Here is a 17,020-nt window from a genome sequence, read left to right on the forward strand (position 1 = left end):
CTGTGGCCACGGACCGACGCGCAGGAGCAGGGCTCGCCGGGGTCGTCGGGCTGGGGGCGATGGGCTCGGGCATCGCCGAGGTCTTCGCCCGCGGCGGCTGGTCGGTCGTCGGCCTCGAGGAGCAGCCGGACGCCCTGGACCGGGCCCGGCAGCGGCTCGCCGCCTCGACCGCCCGCGCCGTGGAGCGCGGCAAGCTGGACGCCGCGGGCGCCGAGGCGCTGACGGCCCGGGTGAGCTGGGCGACCGACGTCGCCGCCCTGGCCGGGTGCGACGTCGTCGTCGAGGCCGTGCCCGAGGTCCCGGAGCTCAAGCGGGCGGTGTTCTCGAAGCTGGACGCCGTCCTCTCCCCCGACGCCCTGCTGGCCACCAACACCTCCTCGCTCTCGGTCACCGCGCTGGCCGCCGGCACCTCACGGCCGGGCCGGGTGGTCGGCGTGCACTTCTTCAACCCGGCGCCGGTGCAGCCGCTGGTCGAGGTGGTCTCGACCGTGCTGAGCGACCCGGCCGCGGTGGCCCGGGCCCGGGCGGTCCTCGAGGAGCTGGGCAAGACGACCATCGCCTGCCGCGACCGGGCCGGGTTCGTCGTCAACGCCCTGCTGGTCCCCTACCTCAACCACGCCGCGTCCTGGTACGAGCACGGCTACGCGACCCGCGAGGAGATCGACGCGGCCATGGTGGCGGCGGGCCTGCCGATGGGTCCGCTGGCCCTGCTGGACCTCGTCGGCCACGACGTCACGCACGCCGTGCTGCACCGGCTGCACGGTCAGACCGGCGAGCGGCGGCACCTGCCGACGCCCCTGCTGACCTCCCTGGTCGAGGGCGGCCTGCTGGGCCGCAAGAGCGGTCGCGGCTTCTACACCTACGCCGCGGACGGCTCGGTGACCGACGACCCGGGCCTGGTGCCCCCGCCGCCGGGCTCGCGTGCCGGCGAGCTGCCGGAGGCCCTGCTGGTCCCCTACCTCAACGACGTCCTGACCATGGTCGGGGTCCGCTACACCAGCGCGGCCGACGCCGACACCGGGATGGCGCTCGGCTGCCGGATGCCGAAGCCGTTCGACCAGCTGGCCGCCCTGGGGCCGGCGACCGTCCTGGCCCGCCAGCAGCAGGTCTTCGCCGAGACCGCGGAGCCCGGGCACCGGCCCGCCCCGCTGCTCGAGCAGCTGGCCGCCGCCGACGACCCCGACCTGGCCCTGCACGCGCTCCGCACGGCGGACGAGCACGCCGGCCGGGCCGGGCTCCGCTGATGGCGAAGCGTCCCAGCAAGCACCTGCGGACCGCCCGGCCGCTCGGGGCCGGCCACGCCAGCGCCGCCGCCAAGACCGACGGCCGCTGGCTGGTGCGGAGCATCCCGGGCGCTTCCGCCGGCAAGACCTACCGCTGCCCCGGCTGCTCCCAGGAGATCCCGGTGGGGCTCGCCCACGTCGTCGTCTGGCCGGCCGAGCCGGCCTGGCACGCGAGCAGCGGGGTCGACGAGCGGCGGCACTGGCACACCAGCTGCTGGCAGCGCCGTCGGTGAGCGGCTCCCCCGCCGACGGCCCGCTGCACACCACCGCGCTGGGCGACGCCGGTCCTCGGGTGCTGTTCCTGCACGGGCTGTTCGGGCAGGGCAAGAACTGGACGACGCTCGGCCGCTCGCTCAGCGCGAGCGCCCGGGTGACGCTGCTGGACCTGCCCGACCACGGCCGCTCGGCCTGGTCGGACCAGCTGTCCTACCCGGCGATGGCGGAGGCGATCGGTGACGCCCTCGCCACCGCGGGCGGCGGCGAGCCGTACGCCGTCGTCGGGCACTCGATGGGCGGCAAGGTCGCCATGGCGCTGGCCCTGCTGCGCCCCGACCTGGTCGACCGGCTGGTCGTCGTCGACGTCGCCCCGGTCCCGACCGGGCCGATGAGCAGCTTCGGCACCTACGTCGAGGGGCTGCGCGCCGTCGACCTCGAGCACCTGCCGGACCGGGCGAGCGCCGAGGCCACGCTGGAGCCGTACGTCCCGGACCCCGTCGTCCGCAGCTTCCTGCTGCAGAACCTCCGCCGCGACGGTGACCGCTGGCGCTGGCAGATGAACCTGCGGCTGCTGGGCGACGAGCTGGCGGCGATCGCCGACTGGCCCGACCTCCGGGGTGATCCGTGGCGGGCCGCGCCGTACCCCGGCCCCGTGCTGTGGGTCGGCGGCAGCGCGTCGTCCTACATCCGGCCCGAGCACGGGCCGGCCATGCGGGCGCTGTTCCCCCGCGTGCAGAGCGTCACCGTCAAGGGGGCCGGGCACTGGGTGCACGCCGACCAGCCAGCCGTGTTCGAAGCGGTGCTGCGGAGGTTCCTGCATCTGTGACCGGGCTCACGCGGGAACCCTGGAGGTGCCCGGGCCTCCGGCAGGGCGACCACCGTGTCGACAGCCTCGCCGTCGCCGTCGAGGTCCGGGCACCCTGCTCGTCCCTCCACCCGTCCCGGCCGGTCCGGCCCCGGCGCCCCCTCCGACCCCGAGGAGCCCGACGATGATCACGCTGCTGGACGGCCCCGGCCGACGACCCGGGGACGGCGACGAGGAGGACTGGCTGGCGCTGCTCGCGCTCGCCGCCCTCACCCTCGCCGCGCTGGTGGCCCTGCACCGGCTGACCGGCCGGGGCCCGCGGTGACCGTGTCCGCGCTGGCCGCCGGGCTGCTGCCGCTGCTGGTCCTGCTGGAGGCGACGCCGTCCCCGGTGGCGGTGCACCCGCCGCAGGACTCGGGCTTCGCCTACGCCACCGTGCTCGGCGGCTTCTTCGCCGTCGGCCTGCTGTCGCTCATCTACTTCCTGCTGAACCTCAAGCCGAAGCCGCGCCAGCCCTACAGCGGCCCGAACGACTGAGCCGGCTCCGGGCTCAGGCCTTCGTCACCGTGGTGATCTTCGCCGGGTTGTTCGGCTTGCCGGTCCCGTCCGGGTTGCTGCCGTCCTGGCCCTCGCCCGCGATGCCGGCGACGACGTCGCGCGAGGCGGCGTCCATGGTGCCCAGGACCGTGTAGCTCGGCGGCAGGCCCGTCGAGTCCTCCCAGACCAGGAAGAACTGCGAGCCGTTGGTGTCGGGTCCACCGTTGGCCATGGCCACCACGCCGCGCGTGTAGGACTCCTTCCCGGTGAGCTCGTCCGCGAACGCGTAGCCGGGACCGCCGGAGCCCGTCCCCGTCGGGTCCCCGCACTGCAGCACGAACAGCCCCGAGTCGGCCAGCCGGTGGCAGGCGGTGTCGTCGAAGTAGCCCTGCTCCGCCAGCGAGACGAAGGAGTTGACGGCGCAGGGGGCCGTGCTGCGGTCCATGGTGATGGTCACGTCCCCGCCGGTCTCGCCCGGGGCGTCGGCGTTGAAGGCGAGGGTGTAGGCCACGGTGCCGCTGGTCTCGACGTCGCCGGTGGGCGGCGGGTCGACGGGCTTGGCCGGGCTGCCCGCGGCCGGGTACGCGCAGCCGGCCGGGTCGGCCGCCGGGCCCGAGGCGCCGGCGGAGGGCGCGGCGCTGGACGGGGCGGGGGTGGAGGACGGGGGTGCGCAGCCGGCGAGCCCGGTGACGGCCAGCAGGAGGCCGGTCAGGGCGAGCGCGCGGGGACGGCGGGGGAGGTCGGTTCCGGGCACCGGGCCACTCTGACACAGCCCCCGGCCCGCCCCCGTGCGCACCACGCGTGCGTAGGGTGTGGCCATGGTCCGCCTCACCCGCATCTACACCCGCACGGGGGACGGCGGCAGCACGCGGCTCTCCGACATGACGCCCACCCGCAAGACCGACGCACGCGTGGAGGCGTACGGCGACGTCGACGAGGCGAACTCCTGCCTGGGACTGGCGCTGGCCGCCGGCGGTCTCCCGCTGGCCGTCGCCGACCTGCTCCGCGCGGTCCAGAACGAGATGTTCGACCTCGGCGCCGACCTGTCGACCCCGCTGCGCCCCGAGCCGCGGTGGGAGCCGCTGCGGATCACCGAGGACTACGTCGACCGGCTCGAGCGGTGGTGCGACGCGTTCGGCGACCCGCTGCCGGCGCTGACCTCGTTCATCCTGCCGGGCGGGTCGCTGGCGGCGGCGCAGCTGCACCTCGCCCGGACCGTGACCCGGCGGGCCGAGCGGAAGGCCTGGGCCGCCGTCGAGGCCTACGGCACCGAGCCGGTCGGCGAGGAGGCGGGCCCGGGCGGGGTCAACCTCACGGCGCTCACCTACCTGAACCGGCTCTCCGACCTGCTCTTCATCCTCATCCGGGTGGTGAACGGTCCCGACGGCGACATCCTCTGGGTGCCCGGCGGTGAGCGCGACCACCCCGCCCTCGACCCCGACCTGGGCGGCCCCCGCCGCCGACGGGCGGCGCCCCTCCAGGAGGACCAGCTGTGAGCGACGACGCCCGCCCCCGGCTGCGCGAGGCCACCGGCCGTGCGGTCCCCCAGCAGCCCCGGCCGGTGACCCTGTTCACCGGGCAGTGGGCCGACCTGCCGTTCACCGAGGTCTGCCGGCTCGCCGGGTCCTGGGGCTACGACGGGCTGGAGATCGCCTGCTGGGGCGACCACTTCGACGTCGTGCAGGCGGCCGCGGACCCGGCGTACGTGCAGGCCAAGAAGGACGTCCTGGCCGAGCACGGCCTGGGCTGCTGGGCGATCAGCAACCACCTGAGCGGCCAGGCCGTCGGCGACGCGACGATCGACCAGCGGCACCAGAACATGCTGCCGCCCCGGGTCTGGGGCGACGGCGACCCCGAAGGGGTCCGGCAGCGGGCGGCCGAGGAGATGAAGACGACGGCCCGCGCGGCCGCCGCGTTCGGCGTGGGCACCGTGGTGGGCTTCACCGGCTCGGCCATCTGGCACTACCTGGCGATGTTCCCGCCCGTCGGCGACGACGTCATCCGCGCCGGCTACCAGGACTTCGCGGACCGCTGGAACCCCGTCCTCGACGTGTTCGAGGAGGTCGGGGTCCGCTTCGCCCACGAGGTCCACCCCAGCGAGATCGCCTACGACTACTGGTCCACCAAGGCGACGCTGGAGGCCATCGGCCACCGGAAGGGCTTCGGCCTCAACTTCGACCCGTCGCACATGCTCTGGCAGGGGCTGGACTACGTCGGCTTCCTCCACGACTTCGGCCCGCTGATCAGCAACGTGCACTGCAAGGACACCAAGCTCCGGATGCGCGACGGCCGCAACAGCGTCCTCGGCAGCCACCTGCCGTGGGCCGACCCGCGCCGCGGCTGGGACTTCATCTCCACCGGCCACGGCGACATGCGGTGGGAGGACATCTTCCGGATGCTCAACCACATCGGCTACACCGGCCCGGTCTCGGTGGAGTGGGAGGACGCCGGGATGGACCGCCTCGACGGAGCGCCCGAGGCCCTGGACTTCATCCGCTCGATGAACGCGATCACCCCGTCGGCCGCGGCCTTCGACGCCGCATTCTCCTCGGCCGGGTAGGGCCCCGCCGTCCCGCTGCGGGGCGCGGGTCGCCCGGCTAGGCTCCGGGCATGACCACGTCCGAGGTCCGCGACGAGGCGGACGCCCCGGCCCCCGAGGTGCTCGAGGCCGCGCCGCGCTCCGTGGACCGACGGCTGGTCCGGGCGCTCGTCGCCGCCGCCGTGGTCGCCGTGCTGGCCGTCGCGGGGCTGGCGGTGTGGCAGAAGCTGCAGCCGCCCCCGGACTTCACGCTGGCCCAGCTCCAGGGCGCGTACACCGGGATGGTCCGCTCCGACGGGACCAACGACGTCTCCACCATCGACCCGAGCCGCTTCCCCGAACCGCCGCTGCGGATCAGCCCCGAGGCCTGCACGCCGTTGTTCGTCTCCACCATCTCGAACCAGTTCCCGCCGGCGGCGCTGGACGGCGTCTCCACCTACTGGCTCGGCGGCGCATCCAGCTCGATCTCGCTGTTCACCGTCCGCTACGCCGACGCCGACGCGGCCGAGGCGGCCTTCCGGGTGGTGGGCGACGCCTCGACGGGCTGCGCGGGCCAGACCGTGACGTTCTCCGGCACGGAGGGGTCGGGGCGGGTCGAGGAGGTGCCGGTGACGGCGCCGGCCGACGCGCCGGAGCAGCTGGCGTTCGCCCTGGACCGCGGCCGCGGCCAGGGTCGCTACGCCCTGCACGTGCTGCGGCTGAGCAACACCGTGACGTGGCAGTACCGCTACGACACCAGTCCCGGCCCGTACGACGCCATCCCGGCGCAGCAGCTGATGAACGGGGTGAGCAGGCAGCTGCTGTCGGTGCAGCAGGCCGCCGCCGCCGCCCGCTGAGGGCGGCGCTCAGGGGGTCTGGCCGGGCAGCCGGCTCAGGCCGGGCGGAGCGGCCTCGAGCCAGCTCAGCAGCCCGGTGAGGGAGTCCGGGCTCAGCGCCAGGCTCCACGCCCGCCCGTCGGCGTCCCCGACCACCTCGAAGCTCACGATGCGCTGCTCCGCGTAGAGGGACACCGCCTCGACGGGGTCCGGGTCCCGGGTCTCCAGCACCCGGACCTCACGGCGGGGGAACGACTTGCGCGGCCGCCAGGCGAAGGAGAAGAAACGGAACCACTCCAGCTCGCCCCCGTTGTAGCGGCCCACGCCCAGCACCCAGCCCGCGCCCGGGGTCGTCGTGCTGAGCCGGAGGCTGCACTCGAACGTGCCGCCCTGGCGGGCGAGGTAGCGACGACGGCCGGCCAGCAGGACCAGCGCCAGGGCCAGCAGGAGGACGAGGAGACCCAGGGCCTCCGCGATCCCCCACCAGCCGTCCATCATCGAACTCGTCGCACCTCACGTCCGCCCCGCAGTGTGGGTGCGACCCTACTGCGCTTTCTGCGCGGCACGAAGTTGGGCGTTGGCCCGGTCGAAACGGCGCTTGTCGTCGTCGCTGTAGTCACCGCTGTCGAGCACCTGCTGGGCCGCGTCGAGCTCGCGCTCGGCGTCCCGCAGGCTCATCTCGGTGGACAGCCGGGCGTACTCGCTGAGGATGGACACCCGACCCTGGGACACCGAGATGAAGCCGCCCTCGACCGCCACGACCTCGCGCTTGCCGTCGTCGCAGAAGATGACGACCGCGCTGGGCTCCAGCACCGCCAGCAGCGGGGAGTGGCCCGGCAGGATGCCGATCTCACCCTCCACCGTCTTGGCGATGATGTTGGAGGACGTGCCCGACCAGACCACGCGGTCGGCCGCCACGACCTCCACCTGCATCGGGTCAGCCACGGGTCACTGCTCCTTCTCGAGCTCGGACCAACGGCGCTGGACGTCCTCCATGCCACCCACGTTGAAGAAGGCCTGCTCGGCGATGTGGTCGACGTCGCCCCGGCAGATCATCTGGAACGCCTCGATGGTCTCGCTGAGCGGCACCGTCGAGCCCGGGATGTTGGTGAACTTCTCGGCCATGTAGGTGTTCTGGCTGAGGAACTGCTGGATCCGGCGGGCCCGGTTGACGACGACCTTGTCCTCCTCGGACAGCTCGTCGACGCCGAGGATGGCGATGATGTCCTGGAGCTCCTTGTTGCGCTGCAGGATCCCCTTGACCTCGGTCGCGGTGTCGTAGTGCGTCTGCCCGATGTACTGCGGGTCGAGGATCCGCGAGGTCGAGGCCAGCGGGTCCACGGCCGGGTACAGGCCGCGCGACGCGATGTCGCGGGAGAGCTCGGTGGTGGCGTCGAGGTGGGCGAACGTGGTGGCCGGCGCCGGGTCGGTGTAGTCGTCGGCGGGCACGTAGATCGCCTGCATCGAGGTGATCGAGTGACCGCGCGTGGAGGTGATCCGCTCCTGCAGCTGGCCCATCTCGTCGGCCAGGTTGGGCTGGTAGCCCACGGCGGAGGGCATCCGGCCCAGCAGGGTCGACACCTCCGAACCGGCCTGGGTGAACCGGAAGATGTTGTCGATGAAGAGCAGCACGTCCTGGTTCTGCACGTCGCGGAAGTACTCCGCCATGGTCAGCGCGGACAGCGCCACGCGCAGCCGGGTGCCCGGCGGCTCGTCCATCTGGCCGAAGACGAGGGCGGTGTCCTTGAAGACCCCGGCCTCCTCCATCTCGTTGATCAGGTCGTTGCCCTCGCGGGTCCGCTCCCCGACGCCGGCGAACACCGAGGTGCCACCGAAGTTGTGGGCGATCCGGTAGATCATCTCCTGGATCATGACGGTCTTGCCGACGCCGGCGCCGCCGAACAGGCCGATCTTGCCGCCCTGCACGTACGGGGTCAGCAGGTCCAGCACCTTGATGCCGGTCTCCAGCATCTCGGTCTTGGACTCCAGCGCGTCGAACTTCGGCGCGCTGCGGTGGATCGGCCAGCGCTCGGTGATCTCGATGGTCGACGGGTCGACGTCGAGCACGTCACCGGTCACGTTCCAGACGTGGCCCTTGGTGATGTCGCCGACGGGCACCGAGATCGGCGCCCCGGTGTCGCGCACCTCGGCACCGCGCTGCATGCCGTCGGTCGGCTTGAGCGCGATGCAGCGGACCATGTTGTCGCCGATGTGCAGCGCGACCTCCATGGTCATGGTGGTCGTCGTGCCGCTGACGGTGGTGTCGACCAGCACGGCGTTCTGCAGGTCGGGCATGCCGTCGACGGGGAACTCCACGTCGACGACGGGGCCGATGACGCGGGCCACGCGGCCCACGCCCCCGGACGAGTGCTTCCTCGTGGGGTGGTCGGAGATGACAGTGGACATGGGTTCCCTCACTCGCTCGTGGCGCCGGCGTCGGCGAGCGCGCTCGCGCCACCGACGATCTCGCTGATTTCCTGGGTGATCTCGGCCTGCCGGGCCTGGTTGGCCTCCCGGGTCAGGCGCTCGATCAACGACTGCGCGTTGTCCGTCGCGGACTTCATCGCCTTCTGGCGGGCGGCCAGCTCCGAGGCCGCCGACTGCAGCAGGCAGTACTGGATGCGGCTGGCCACGTAGAGCGGCAGCAGCTCGTCCAGCACCGTCTCCGCGTTCGGCTCGAACTCGTACAGCGGCAGCAGGTCCTCCGCCGCCGGCGCGTCCTCGCCCTCCACGACCTCGAGCGGCAGCAGCCGGATGACCTCCGGCTGCTGGGTCAGCATCGAGACGAAGCGGGTGTAGACGACGTGGATCTCGTCCACGCCCCCCTCCTCGGTCGGGGTGAGGAACGCCTCGATCAGGGCGTCGGTGATCTCCCGCGCGTCGGCGTAGCTCGGCGCGTCGGAGAACCCCTCCCACTGGCGGTGCACGGACCGGCGGCGGAACTGGTAGAACGCCGCGGCCTTGCGGCCGGTGAGGAAGGGCAGGACCTCCTTGCCCTCCTCGCGCAGCAGGGTGGTGAGCTGCTCCCCCGCCCGGATGACCGACGAGGAGTAGGCCCCCGCCAGGCCGCGGTCGGAGGTGATCAGCAGCACCGCCGCCCGGGTCGGGTTCTGGCCCTCGGTGGTCAGCGGGTGCTCGACGTTGGAGAACGTCGCGACCGCCGACACCGCCCGGGTCAGCTCGCGGGCGTACGGCGCGGCCTCGCGGGCGCGCTGCTGGGCCTTGATGATCCGGGAGGCGGCGATGAGCTCCATCGCCCGGGTGATCTTCTTCGTGGTCGAGACCGAGTTCCGACGGGACCTCAGCTCGCGCAGGCTGGCTGGCACCGGTCAGCCCCGCTTCTGACGGACGATCTGCTCCTGCTCGACCTCGTCCTCCGCCATCGACTGGTGCTCCTCGCGACCGGCCAGCAGCTTGCCGTCCGACGTCTGGAACCCGCCCTTGAAGCGCGTGATCTCCTCGGTGAGGGCGGCGGCCGTGTCGTCGTCGAAGACCTTCGACTCGCGGATGTTCTGCAGCACCGAGCCGTTGCGGCGCAGGTGGTCCAGCAGCTCGCGCTCGAAGCGCAGCACGTCGTCGGTGGGGACGTCGTCGAACTGGCCGTTGATGCCGGACCAGACCGAGACGACCTGCTCCTCCACCGGGTACGGGCTGTACTGCGGCTGCTTGAGCAGCTCGACGAGCTTCTCGCCGCGGTCCAGCTGACGACGCGAGGTCGCGTCGAGGTCCGAGGCGAACATGGCGAAGGCTTGCATGTCGCGGTACTGCGCCAGGTTGATCTTCAGCGAGCCGGAGACGTTCTTCATCGCCTTGATCTGCGCAGCACCACCCACGCGGGACACCGACACACCCACGTCGATGGCCGGGCGCTGGTTGGCGTTGAAGAGGTCGGACTGCAGGAAGATCTGGCCGTCGGTGATCGAGATGACGTTGGTGGGGATGAAGGCCGACACGTCGTTGGCCTTGGTCTCCACCATCGGCAGGCCGGTCATCGAGCCGCCACCGAGCTCCTTGGAGAGCTTCGCGCAGCGCTCGAGCAGCCGCGAGTGCAGGTAGAACACGTCGCCGGGGTAGGCCTCGCGGCCCGGCGGGCGGCGCAGCAGCAGCGACATGGCGCGGTAGGCCTCGGCGTGCTTGGTGAGGTCGTCGAAGACGATCAGGACGTGCTTGCCCTCGTACATCCAGTGCTGGCCGATGGCCGAGCCGGTGTAGGGCGCGACGTACTTGAAGCCGGCCGGGTCGGACGCGGGGGCGTGCACGATGGTCGTGTAGGCCATGGCGCCGGCCTCCTCGAGCGCACCCTGGATGCCGCGGACCGTCGAGCCCTTCTGGCCGATCGCGACGTAGATGCAGCGGACCTGCAGCTCGGGGTCGCCCGACTCCCAGTTGGCCTTCTGGTTGATGATCGTGTCGAGCGCGATCGCGGTCTTGCCCGTCTTGCGGTCGCCGATGATCAGCTGGCGCTGACCCCGTCCGATCGGGATCATCGCGTCGATCGCCTTGATCCCGGTCTGCAGCGGCTGGCGGACCTCCTGGCGGTCCATCACGCCGGCGGCCTGGAGCTCGAGCGCGCGACGCTCGGTCAGGCCCTCGATCTCGCCGAGCCCGTCGATGGGGACGCCCATGGCGTTCACGGTCCGGCCGAGGTAGCCGTCGCCGACGGGCACGGAGAGGATGTCCCCCGTGCGCCGGACGACCTGGCCCTCCTCGATCCCCTCGGAGTCACCCATCACCACGACGCCGATCTCGCGGACGTCGAGGTTCAGCGCGATGCCCTGGGTGCCGTTCTCGAACTCGAGCAGCTCGTTGGCCATGGCCGACGGCAGGCCCTCGACCCGGGCGATGCCGTCACCGGAGGTGACGACCGTGCCGACCTCCTCCCGGCTGGACGTGTCGGGGGTGTAGCTCTGGACGAAGCGGTCCAGCGCGTCCCGGATCTCCTCCGGACGGATCGTCAGTTCTGCCATCGCTGCTTCCTGCTCTCGTATCTGGTGCGTCGGATCATGGCTGTGGATGGGGGTGGGGCGGGCCGTCAGCCGAACAGCCGGCGGGCCTGCTCGAGCCGGCCGGCGACCGTGCCCTCGATGACCTCGTCGCCGAGCTCGACCCGGATGCCGCCGAGCACGTCCTCGTCGAGGACCTCCTGGAGCAGCACCTCCCGGCCGACCTGACGGCTGAGCGAGCTCTGCAGGCGGGAACGCTGCTCGGCCGTGAGCGGCCGGGCCACGCGGACCGTCGCCAGCACCCGGTTCTTCTGCGCCGCTGCGAGCTCGACGAACGCCTCGATGGTGTGCGCGAACGTCCGCTCGCGGGCGGCCACCGCTCGCTGCGCCAGGACCACCGTGGTGTCGCTCGCGCGACCCCCCAGCAGGTCCTGGACCAGGCTGCGCCGGCCCTCGAGGGACACCGCCCGGTCGCTCAGCGCGTCGCGCACCTGCGGGGTGGACTCGACGAGCCGGGCGAACCGGAACAGCTCGTCCTCGGTCTCGTCCAGGTTACCCGCCCGCTCCGCGACCACGAGCTGCGCCCGGACGCCCTGCCGCTCGAGGGCGTCGGCCAGCGCGCGGCCGCCACCCCAGCGCAGCGACACGGCCTCCTCGACCACGTGCACGCAGACCTTGCCGACGCGTCCGTCGAGCAGGGAGTGCACCAGCTGGCGCCGTCCCTCCTCGGGGGTGCTCGGGTCGGTCAGCGCCCGGCGCAGGGTGACCGAGGAGTCGAGCGCGTCGACCACGGCGAACAGCTCCGTGGGCAGCGTCGCCATCTCGGCCTCGCGCGGGGCGCGGGTGACCACGGCGGCCAGGTTCTTGAGCAGTCCCTGGTCGCTGCTCGCCGTCCGGGCCTCGGCCTGGTCGAGGACCTCGTCCAGGGCCTGCACGCGAGCCTCGCCGCCGGCGCTCATGCCGGGACCGTGGGCTGGTTGTCGTCAGCCTCGAGGTCGGCGAGGAAGCGGTCGACCGTGCGCCGAGCGCGCTCGTCGTCCTCGAGCGACTCCCCGACGATGCGGCCGGCGAGGGTGGTGGCCAGGCCGCCGACCTCGGTGCGGAGCTGCGCCAGGATCTGCGCGCGCTCAGCCTCGAGCTGGGCCTGCGCCGAGACCTTGATGCGGTTCGCCTCGGCCTGGGCCTGCTCGCGCATCTCGGCCAGGATCTGCGAGCCCTGGGTCTTGGCGTCCTCGCGGATGCGGGCCGCCTCGGCCCGCGCCTCCGCGAGCTGGTCGTTGTACTGGGTCAGCGCAGCGGCCGCGGCCTCCTGCGCCTTCTCGGCCTTCTCGATCCCGCCCTGGATGGCCTCGTGGCGGGCCTCGAAGGTCGCCTCGAACTGCGGGACGACCTTGGACCGGATGATGAAGTACAGGATGCCGACGAAGACCACCGCGGCGATGATCTCGGCCCACGCCGGGAGGAGCGGGTTCTCCGCCAGCGGGATGAGGAGTGCGGTCATGGTGACCTCGGGCTCAGAGCCCGCCGAAGACGAAGGCGAGCGCGATGCCGATGATCGCGAGCGCCTCGGTCAGGGCGAAGCCGATGAAGGCGGTGCTGAGCAGCGCGCCGCGGGCCTCGGGCTGACGCGCCGTGCCGTTGATCACGGCGGCGAAGATCAGACCGACGCCGATGCCGGGGCCGATCGCGCCGAGGCCGTAGCCGACGATGCCGAGCGAACCGACGAGCTCCATGGGAAGCATGAGGTGTTCCTTTCCTTGTTCCGCTTGTCTGGCGAAAGTGGGGGGTGGTCAGTGCTCTTCGGCGGTCGCCGAGGAGATGTACTGGGCGGTCAGGACGGTGAAGATGTAGGCCTGCAGGATCTGCACGAAGATCTCCAGCCCGAAGATCGCCATGCTGAAGATCAGCGAGAACACGCCGGCGACCTTGTTGACGAGCGGCTCGCTGTGCAGCAGCAGGTACTCACCGCCGAGGACGAACACGAGCACCAGCAGGTGACCGGCGAACATGTTGGCGAAGAGCCGCAGGGACAGGGTCAGCGGGCGGACCAGGATGTTGGAGAGGAACTCCAGCGGGATGATCAGCGGGAACATCCAGGTCGGGACCCCGGGCGGGATCGTGACGTGCCGCAAGTAGCCGATCGGGCCGAACTTCTTGATGCCGATGGCGTTGTACAGCACCCACACCAAGCCGGCCAGGCCGTAGGCCCAGCCCACGTGCGAGGCGGTCGGCAGCAGCGTGAGGGGGAAGATGCCCCACAGGTTGTTCACCAGCACGAACGAGAAGATCGCGATCAGGAAGGGCAGGTACTTCTTGAAGTCGTGCCCGATCATGTCCCGGCCGAGCGTGTTGCGGACGAAGGAGTAGGCGGCCTCGCCGACGAACTGGCCCCTGGAGGGGACCAGCGCGTTCTTGCGGGCCATCGTCAGCCAGAAGGCCAGGATCAGCACGACGCTGACCAGCGCCATCAGCATGTACTTGTCGAACCACGGCACCCCCGGGATGAGCGGCGGCAGGTCGAAGCTCTCGACACCGGGCGGCTCGAAGGTCTCCATCGGCATCAGGCTGGTCCAGCCGCTCACACTCGTCCCCTCGTCCTCGTCGTCGTTCCGTCCGGCCCGCCGCCGGCGCCGGGTCCCGGCTCGGCGGTGAAGCGCTTGATCACCACGTAGATCCCCAGCGCCGCCCCCACCACGATGCCCAGGGGCAGCAGGAAGGCCGTACCCAGGAAGTGGTCGCCCACCCAGCCGAGGAAGCCGTACACCCCGATGCCGGCGATCAGGTACGACAGCACCTGCAGGCCCTGGTTCATGCCCTGGGAGCCGCTCGAACCCGGCGGCTCGGCGTCACGCGGCGGCTGGTTCATGGCCGTCGTCACGCTAGCAGTGTTCGTCGTCGGCATCACTGACCGCCGTCGGCCGCGTCCGGGGCGACGTACTCGGTGTCGAACGCGCTGACCCGCAACCGGCTGAACACCCAGACCTCGGCGACCAGCCAGCCCACCACCACGCCGACCGTGGTCAGGAAGACCGCCATCGGGTCCAGCGCGGGCAGGGCGTCGGCGTTGCGCTGGTAGACGAGCAGGGCCAGCCCCAGCAGCAGCACGCGGGTGGTGTAGCTGAACAGGGCGACGCTCAGCAGCAGCCGCGCACCGGCGTCGGCGAACAGCACCATGACGTACTGCCCGACGGCGTAGAAGAGGAGCACCAGCAGGCCGGCGACGGCGGCCGACAGGACCCCGGAGGGGCCGTAGACCAGGCCGAAGACGAGGAGGCAGACCAGCGCCGCGGCGACACCGCCGGCCGCACCGCCGAGGAGCAGCTTCCGCGCCCGCTGCACGTGCACGCTCGGGCCGCTGGCAGCAGCGTCGGCTGCGGCGCCGGCTCGGCTGTCCACGGTCATCGGGGTCGCGTCCTTCTGTGATCGGTCGGGGAGGGCCAGGTCACCTGCCCGGCCGAGCCGAGCGGGACGTGAGTTGCGGGTGAAAACTAGCACAGGCGACGCCTGGGGCCCGCCTCGAGAGCGGCCTGCGGGCCGTCCTCAGGCTGCGCTCATGCTCCGTTCAGGGGAGCTCGCCACGGCGGACCGGCGCGCCCACCTTGACGGGTCGGCCGAGGGTCAGGACCAGCAGGACGACCGCCAGCACCACGCAGACGGCGACGACCGTCCACTGGGCGTCGCCGCGCACCAGCCCGAGCACGATCACGCCGAACGAGACCAGGGCCGACCACACGTACATCAGCAGCACCGCCCGCCGCTGGCTGTGGCCGCGCTGCAGCAGCCGGTGGTGCAGGTGCTGCTTGTCGGCCACGAACCACCACTTGCCCGCGTAGGTGCGGCGGACGAAGGCCAGCACGAGGTCGAGGAACGGCAGGGCCAGGATGGCCAGGGGCAGCACCAGCGGGAGCACCGTGGGGACCAGCCCTTCCTGCAGCTGGGAGGTGTCGATCTGGCCGGTGAGGCTGATCGTCGAGGTGGCCAGCAGCAGGCCCAGCAGCATGGCCCCCGAGTCCCCCATGAACATCCGGGCCGGGAAGAAGTTGTGCGGCAGGAACCCCAGGCAGGCGCCTGCGATGGCCACGGTGATGAGGCTGGAGGTGGTCGCGCGGGTCAGCCCCTCGGTCACCGTCAGCAGGTAGGAGTAGGCGAAGAAGGCCAGCGCCCCGATCCCCACCACCCCGGTGGCGAGGCCGTCCAGCCCGTCGACGAAGTTCACCGCGTTCGAGCAGAGCACGATGAAGAAGACGGTGATGGCCACCGACGCCGAGCCGTTGAGCGCGATGGTCTCCCCCGGCAGCGGGATCCACAGCATCTTGACGCCCAGGGCGACGGCGATCCCGGCCGCCAGCACCTGCCCGGCGAACTTGGTCAGCGCGGGCAGGTCGTAGACGTCGTCCAGCACCCCGACCAGGCAGATCACCAGGGACGCCACCAGGACGCCGCGGGAGTCCTGCTGGACGGTCGTCTGCGCGCCGAGGAAGGGCAGCTGCCAGGCCAGCACGGTCGCCGCGGCCACGCCCGCCAGCATCGCGACGCCGCCGAAGTAGGGCATCTCGATGGTGTGGACGTCCCGGTCCCGCACCTTGGCCAGCGCTCCCGTCCGCAGCGCCAGGCGCCGGCAGAGGCCGCTGGTGAGGTAGGTGACGGCGGCGGCGACCAGCAGGACGAGGAGGTACTCGCGCACTCAGCCGCCCGCGGCGGGGCGCTCGTCGGCCTCGAGGTCGAGGGCGTGGGCCCCGGCCCGGTGGTCGTCGGGCGCCGGGCCCTCGACGGCGTCCGGCTCGACCACCGGCTCGGGGTCGGGGGGCGGCTCGACGGCCAGCGCCGGCTCCGGCTCCGGCTCCGCGACCGGTTCGGGCTCGGTCAGGTCGACGAGGTCGGGCAGCGTGGCCCGCAGCAGCTCGACGGCGAGCGCACCACGGCGCAGCACCTCGCCGTGCTCGTGCTGGGTGAAGTCGACGATGGTGGAGGGCGCGCCCGAGGTCGCCGACAGCTCGCCGCCGTCCAGGTAGACCGACACCCGGTCACCGAGCTGGTCGACGGCGTCGTCGCAGGTGAGGGCGGCCGGCTTGCCGCTGAGGTTCGCGCTGCTGACGGCCATCGGGCCGGTGCGGCGCAGGATCTCCCGGGCGAGCTCGTGGTCGGGCACCCGCAGGGCGATGGTGCCCTCGTTCTCGCCGAGGTCCATCCGCAGGCTGGGCTGGATCTTGCAGATCACGGTGAGCGGACCAGGCCAGTGCGCGGCGACCAGGTCGCGGGCGGTGTCGGGCACGTCGGTGGCCAGGGCGCGGATCAGGCTCGGGTCGGCGATCAGGACGGGCGGCGGCATGTCCCGGCCGCGCATCTTCGCGTCGAGCAGCCGCTGCACGGCGTCCCCGCTGAAGGCGTCGGCCCCGATCCCGTAGACGGTGTCGGTCGGCAGCACGATGCACTCCCCCGCCTCCACGGCGGCCCGGGCGGCCTCGGTCGCCTCGTCGAACCCGTCCGGGGTGTCGCCGGTGCAGTCGAAGCGCTGGTAGCTGGCCTCATCCCCCTCGTCGGACCCGAACTCGTGCTCCGAGGTCTCGGAGGCCGCCTCGGCGTCGTCGGACGAGGCGGTTTCGGAGGGCTCGGGATCCTCGGGCCGGACGGCTTCACTCACCCCGCCAGTCTGCCAGAGATGGCGCGGGGCGCCGGCCTCATCAGGACCTGTGCCCCCGACCCGTCCAGCGCCCGGAGTGCCGCCCAGATCGCGCGCCGGCGGGGGTGCGCCGGATCACGAGGGGCACCCGGATCGCGCGCCGCCGGACTGAGGAGGAGCCGGTGGACACGCTCGTCGTCCACGGGCGACGACGAAGCCGGCGGCCAGGAGCGCGATCCGCGCCCGAGCGGAGCGAGGGCGG

General features: G+C 72.3%; 22 protein-coding genes. 8 read left to right on the plus strand and 14 right to left on the minus strand.

Features of this window, described 5'->3' with window-relative positions; translation table 11 throughout:
* Positions 1-2 precede the first annotated feature (2 nt).
* The 5 genes from BLT72_RS11875 to BLT72_RS11890 all read left to right on the plus strand — a co-directional run bounded on the left by BLT72_RS11875 (position 3) and on the right by BLT72_RS11890 (position 2,841).
* A complete protein-coding gene (locus BLT72_RS11875) occupies positions 3-1,244 on the plus strand; it encodes a 3-hydroxyacyl-CoA dehydrogenase family protein (RefSeq protein WP_231930003.1) in 1,242 nt (413 codons plus the stop codon).
* Positions 1,244-1,516 carry a hypothetical protein gene (locus tag BLT72_RS11880; protein WP_091413087.1) on the plus strand — a complete coding sequence of 91 codons (273 nt, stop codon included), beginning with the start codon at positions 1,244-1,246 and terminating at the stop codon, positions 1,514-1,516. Before BLT72_RS11875 ends, BLT72_RS11880 begins: the two co-directional genes overlap by 1 nt.
* Positions 1,513-2,325, plus strand: coding sequence for an alpha/beta fold hydrolase (locus tag BLT72_RS11885; protein ID WP_091413088.1), 813 nt, complete (start codon positions 1,513-1,515; stop codon positions 2,323-2,325). Before BLT72_RS11880 ends, BLT72_RS11885 begins: the two co-directional genes overlap by 4 nt.
* Positions 2,326-2,488: 163 nt before the next feature.
* Positions 2,489-2,629 carry a hypothetical protein gene (locus tag BLT72_RS22245; RefSeq protein WP_157720462.1) on the plus strand — a complete coding sequence of 47 codons (141 nt, stop codon included), beginning with the start codon at positions 2,489-2,491 and terminating at the stop codon, positions 2,627-2,629.
* Positions 2,626-2,841: a hypothetical protein gene (locus BLT72_RS11890; protein ID WP_091413089.1), complete on the plus strand. Its 216-nt coding sequence runs from the start codon at positions 2,626-2,628 to the stop codon at positions 2,839-2,841. Before BLT72_RS22245 ends, BLT72_RS11890 begins: the two co-directional genes overlap by 4 nt.
* 13 nt (positions 2,842-2,854) lie before the next feature.
* On the opposite strand, the gene BLT72_RS11895 is transcribed toward BLT72_RS11890, so the two are convergent.
* On the minus strand, positions 2,855-3,595 hold the full coding sequence (locus BLT72_RS11895) for a peptidylprolyl isomerase (protein ID WP_231930005.1): 741 nt from the start codon (positions 3,593-3,595) through the stop codon (positions 2,855-2,857).
* Between the two features lie 64 nt (positions 3,596-3,659).
* On the opposite strand from BLT72_RS11895, the gene BLT72_RS11900 reads away from it, so the two are divergent.
* From BLT72_RS11900 to BLT72_RS11910, 3 genes are read left to right on the plus strand one after another with little or no spacing between them, the layout of a single operon-like run.
* Complete coding sequence (locus BLT72_RS11900; RefSeq protein WP_091413091.1) at positions 3,660-4,337, plus strand: cob(I)yrinic acid a,c-diamide adenosyltransferase; 678 nt, start codon at positions 3,660-3,662, stop codon at positions 4,335-4,337.
* Positions 4,334-5,401 (plus strand): sugar phosphate isomerase/epimerase family protein, encoded by a 1,068-nt coding sequence (locus BLT72_RS11905; RefSeq protein WP_231930007.1) that lies wholly within the window; start codon positions 4,334-4,336, stop codon positions 5,399-5,401. Before BLT72_RS11900 ends, BLT72_RS11905 begins: the two co-directional genes overlap by 4 nt.
* 50 nt (positions 5,402-5,451) lie before the next feature.
* Positions 5,452-6,216, plus strand: coding sequence for a hypothetical protein (locus tag BLT72_RS11910; RefSeq protein ID WP_091413092.1), 765 nt, complete (start codon positions 5,452-5,454; stop codon positions 6,214-6,216).
* Positions 6,217-6,225: 9 nt separating this feature from the next.
* On the opposite strand, the gene BLT72_RS11915 is transcribed toward BLT72_RS11910, so the two are convergent.
* The 13 genes from BLT72_RS11915 to BLT72_RS11975 form a co-directional block, all read right to left on the minus strand.
* Positions 6,226-6,690 carry a DUF2550 domain-containing protein gene (locus BLT72_RS11915; RefSeq protein WP_157720464.1) on the minus strand — a complete coding sequence of 155 codons (465 nt, stop codon included), beginning with the start codon at positions 6,688-6,690 and terminating at the stop codon, positions 6,226-6,228.
* 48 nt (positions 6,691-6,738) lie between these two features.
* The gene (locus BLT72_RS11920) at positions 6,739-7,140 is read right to left on the minus strand and encodes a F0F1 ATP synthase subunit epsilon (protein ID WP_091413094.1); all 402 of its coding nucleotides are present in this window, start codon (positions 7,138-7,140) and stop codon (positions 6,739-6,741) included.
* Between the two features lie 3 nt (positions 7,141-7,143).
* A complete protein-coding gene (gene atpD, locus BLT72_RS11925) occupies positions 7,144-8,601 on the minus strand; it encodes a F0F1 ATP synthase subunit beta (RefSeq protein ID WP_091413095.1) in 1,458 nt (485 codons plus the stop codon).
* Positions 8,602-8,609: 8 nt separating this feature from the next.
* The gene (locus BLT72_RS11930; RefSeq protein WP_091413096.1) at positions 8,610-9,521 is read right to left on the minus strand and encodes a F0F1 ATP synthase subunit gamma; all 912 of its coding nucleotides are present in this window, start codon (positions 9,519-9,521) and stop codon (positions 8,610-8,612) included.
* 3 nt (positions 9,522-9,524) lie between these two features.
* Positions 9,525-11,162, minus strand: a complete 1,638-nt coding sequence (gene atpA / locus BLT72_RS11935; RefSeq protein WP_091413097.1) for a F0F1 ATP synthase subunit alpha — start codon at positions 11,160-11,162, stop codon at positions 9,525-9,527.
* A 65-nt stretch (positions 11,163-11,227) separates the two neighbouring features.
* Positions 11,228-12,097: a F0F1 ATP synthase subunit delta gene (locus tag BLT72_RS11940; protein WP_091413098.1), complete on the minus strand. Its 870-nt coding sequence runs from the start codon at positions 12,095-12,097 to the stop codon at positions 11,228-11,230.
* The gene (locus BLT72_RS11945; RefSeq protein WP_091413099.1) at positions 12,094-12,639 is read right to left on the minus strand and encodes a F0F1 ATP synthase subunit B; all 546 of its coding nucleotides are present in this window, start codon (positions 12,637-12,639) and stop codon (positions 12,094-12,096) included. Before BLT72_RS11945 ends, BLT72_RS11940 begins: the two co-directional genes overlap by 4 nt.
* Before the next feature lie 13 nt (positions 12,640-12,652).
* Positions 12,653-12,880 carry an ATP synthase F0 subunit C gene (gene atpE, locus BLT72_RS11950; RefSeq protein WP_091413100.1) on the minus strand — a complete coding sequence of 76 codons (228 nt, stop codon included), beginning with the start codon at positions 12,878-12,880 and terminating at the stop codon, positions 12,653-12,655.
* A 48-nt stretch (positions 12,881-12,928) separates the two neighbouring features.
* Positions 12,929-13,720, minus strand: coding sequence for a F0F1 ATP synthase subunit A (gene atpB, locus BLT72_RS11955; protein WP_172826063.1), 792 nt, complete (start codon positions 13,718-13,720; stop codon positions 12,929-12,931).
* Entirely contained in the window at positions 13,717-14,016 is a 300-nt protein-coding gene (locus BLT72_RS23070; protein WP_157720466.1) for an AtpZ/AtpI family protein, read from the minus strand. The genes atpB and BLT72_RS23070 overlap by 4 nt, the downstream gene beginning before the upstream one ends.
* Positions 14,017-14,039: 23 nt before the next feature.
* The gene (locus BLT72_RS11965; RefSeq protein ID WP_091413102.1) at positions 14,040-14,540 is read right to left on the minus strand and encodes a Cg1360 family ATP-synthase-associated protein; all 501 of its coding nucleotides are present in this window, start codon (positions 14,538-14,540) and stop codon (positions 14,040-14,042) included.
* A 160-nt stretch (positions 14,541-14,700) separates the two neighbouring features.
* Positions 14,701-15,822 (minus strand): MraY family glycosyltransferase, encoded by a 1,122-nt coding sequence (locus BLT72_RS11970; protein ID WP_091413103.1) that lies wholly within the window; start codon positions 15,820-15,822, stop codon positions 14,701-14,703.
* Complete coding sequence (locus tag BLT72_RS11975; protein ID WP_091413104.1) at positions 15,823-16,779, minus strand: L-threonylcarbamoyladenylate synthase; 957 nt, start codon at positions 16,777-16,779, stop codon at positions 15,823-15,825. It lies immediately after the preceding gene.
* Between the last annotated feature and the right edge of the window lie 241 nt (positions 16,780-17,020).

Origin of the sequence: Friedmanniella luteola (assembly GCF_900105065.1) — a bacterium.
Lineage (GTDB): Bacteria > Actinomycetota > Actinomycetes > Propionibacteriales > Propionibacteriaceae > Microlunatus > Microlunatus luteolus.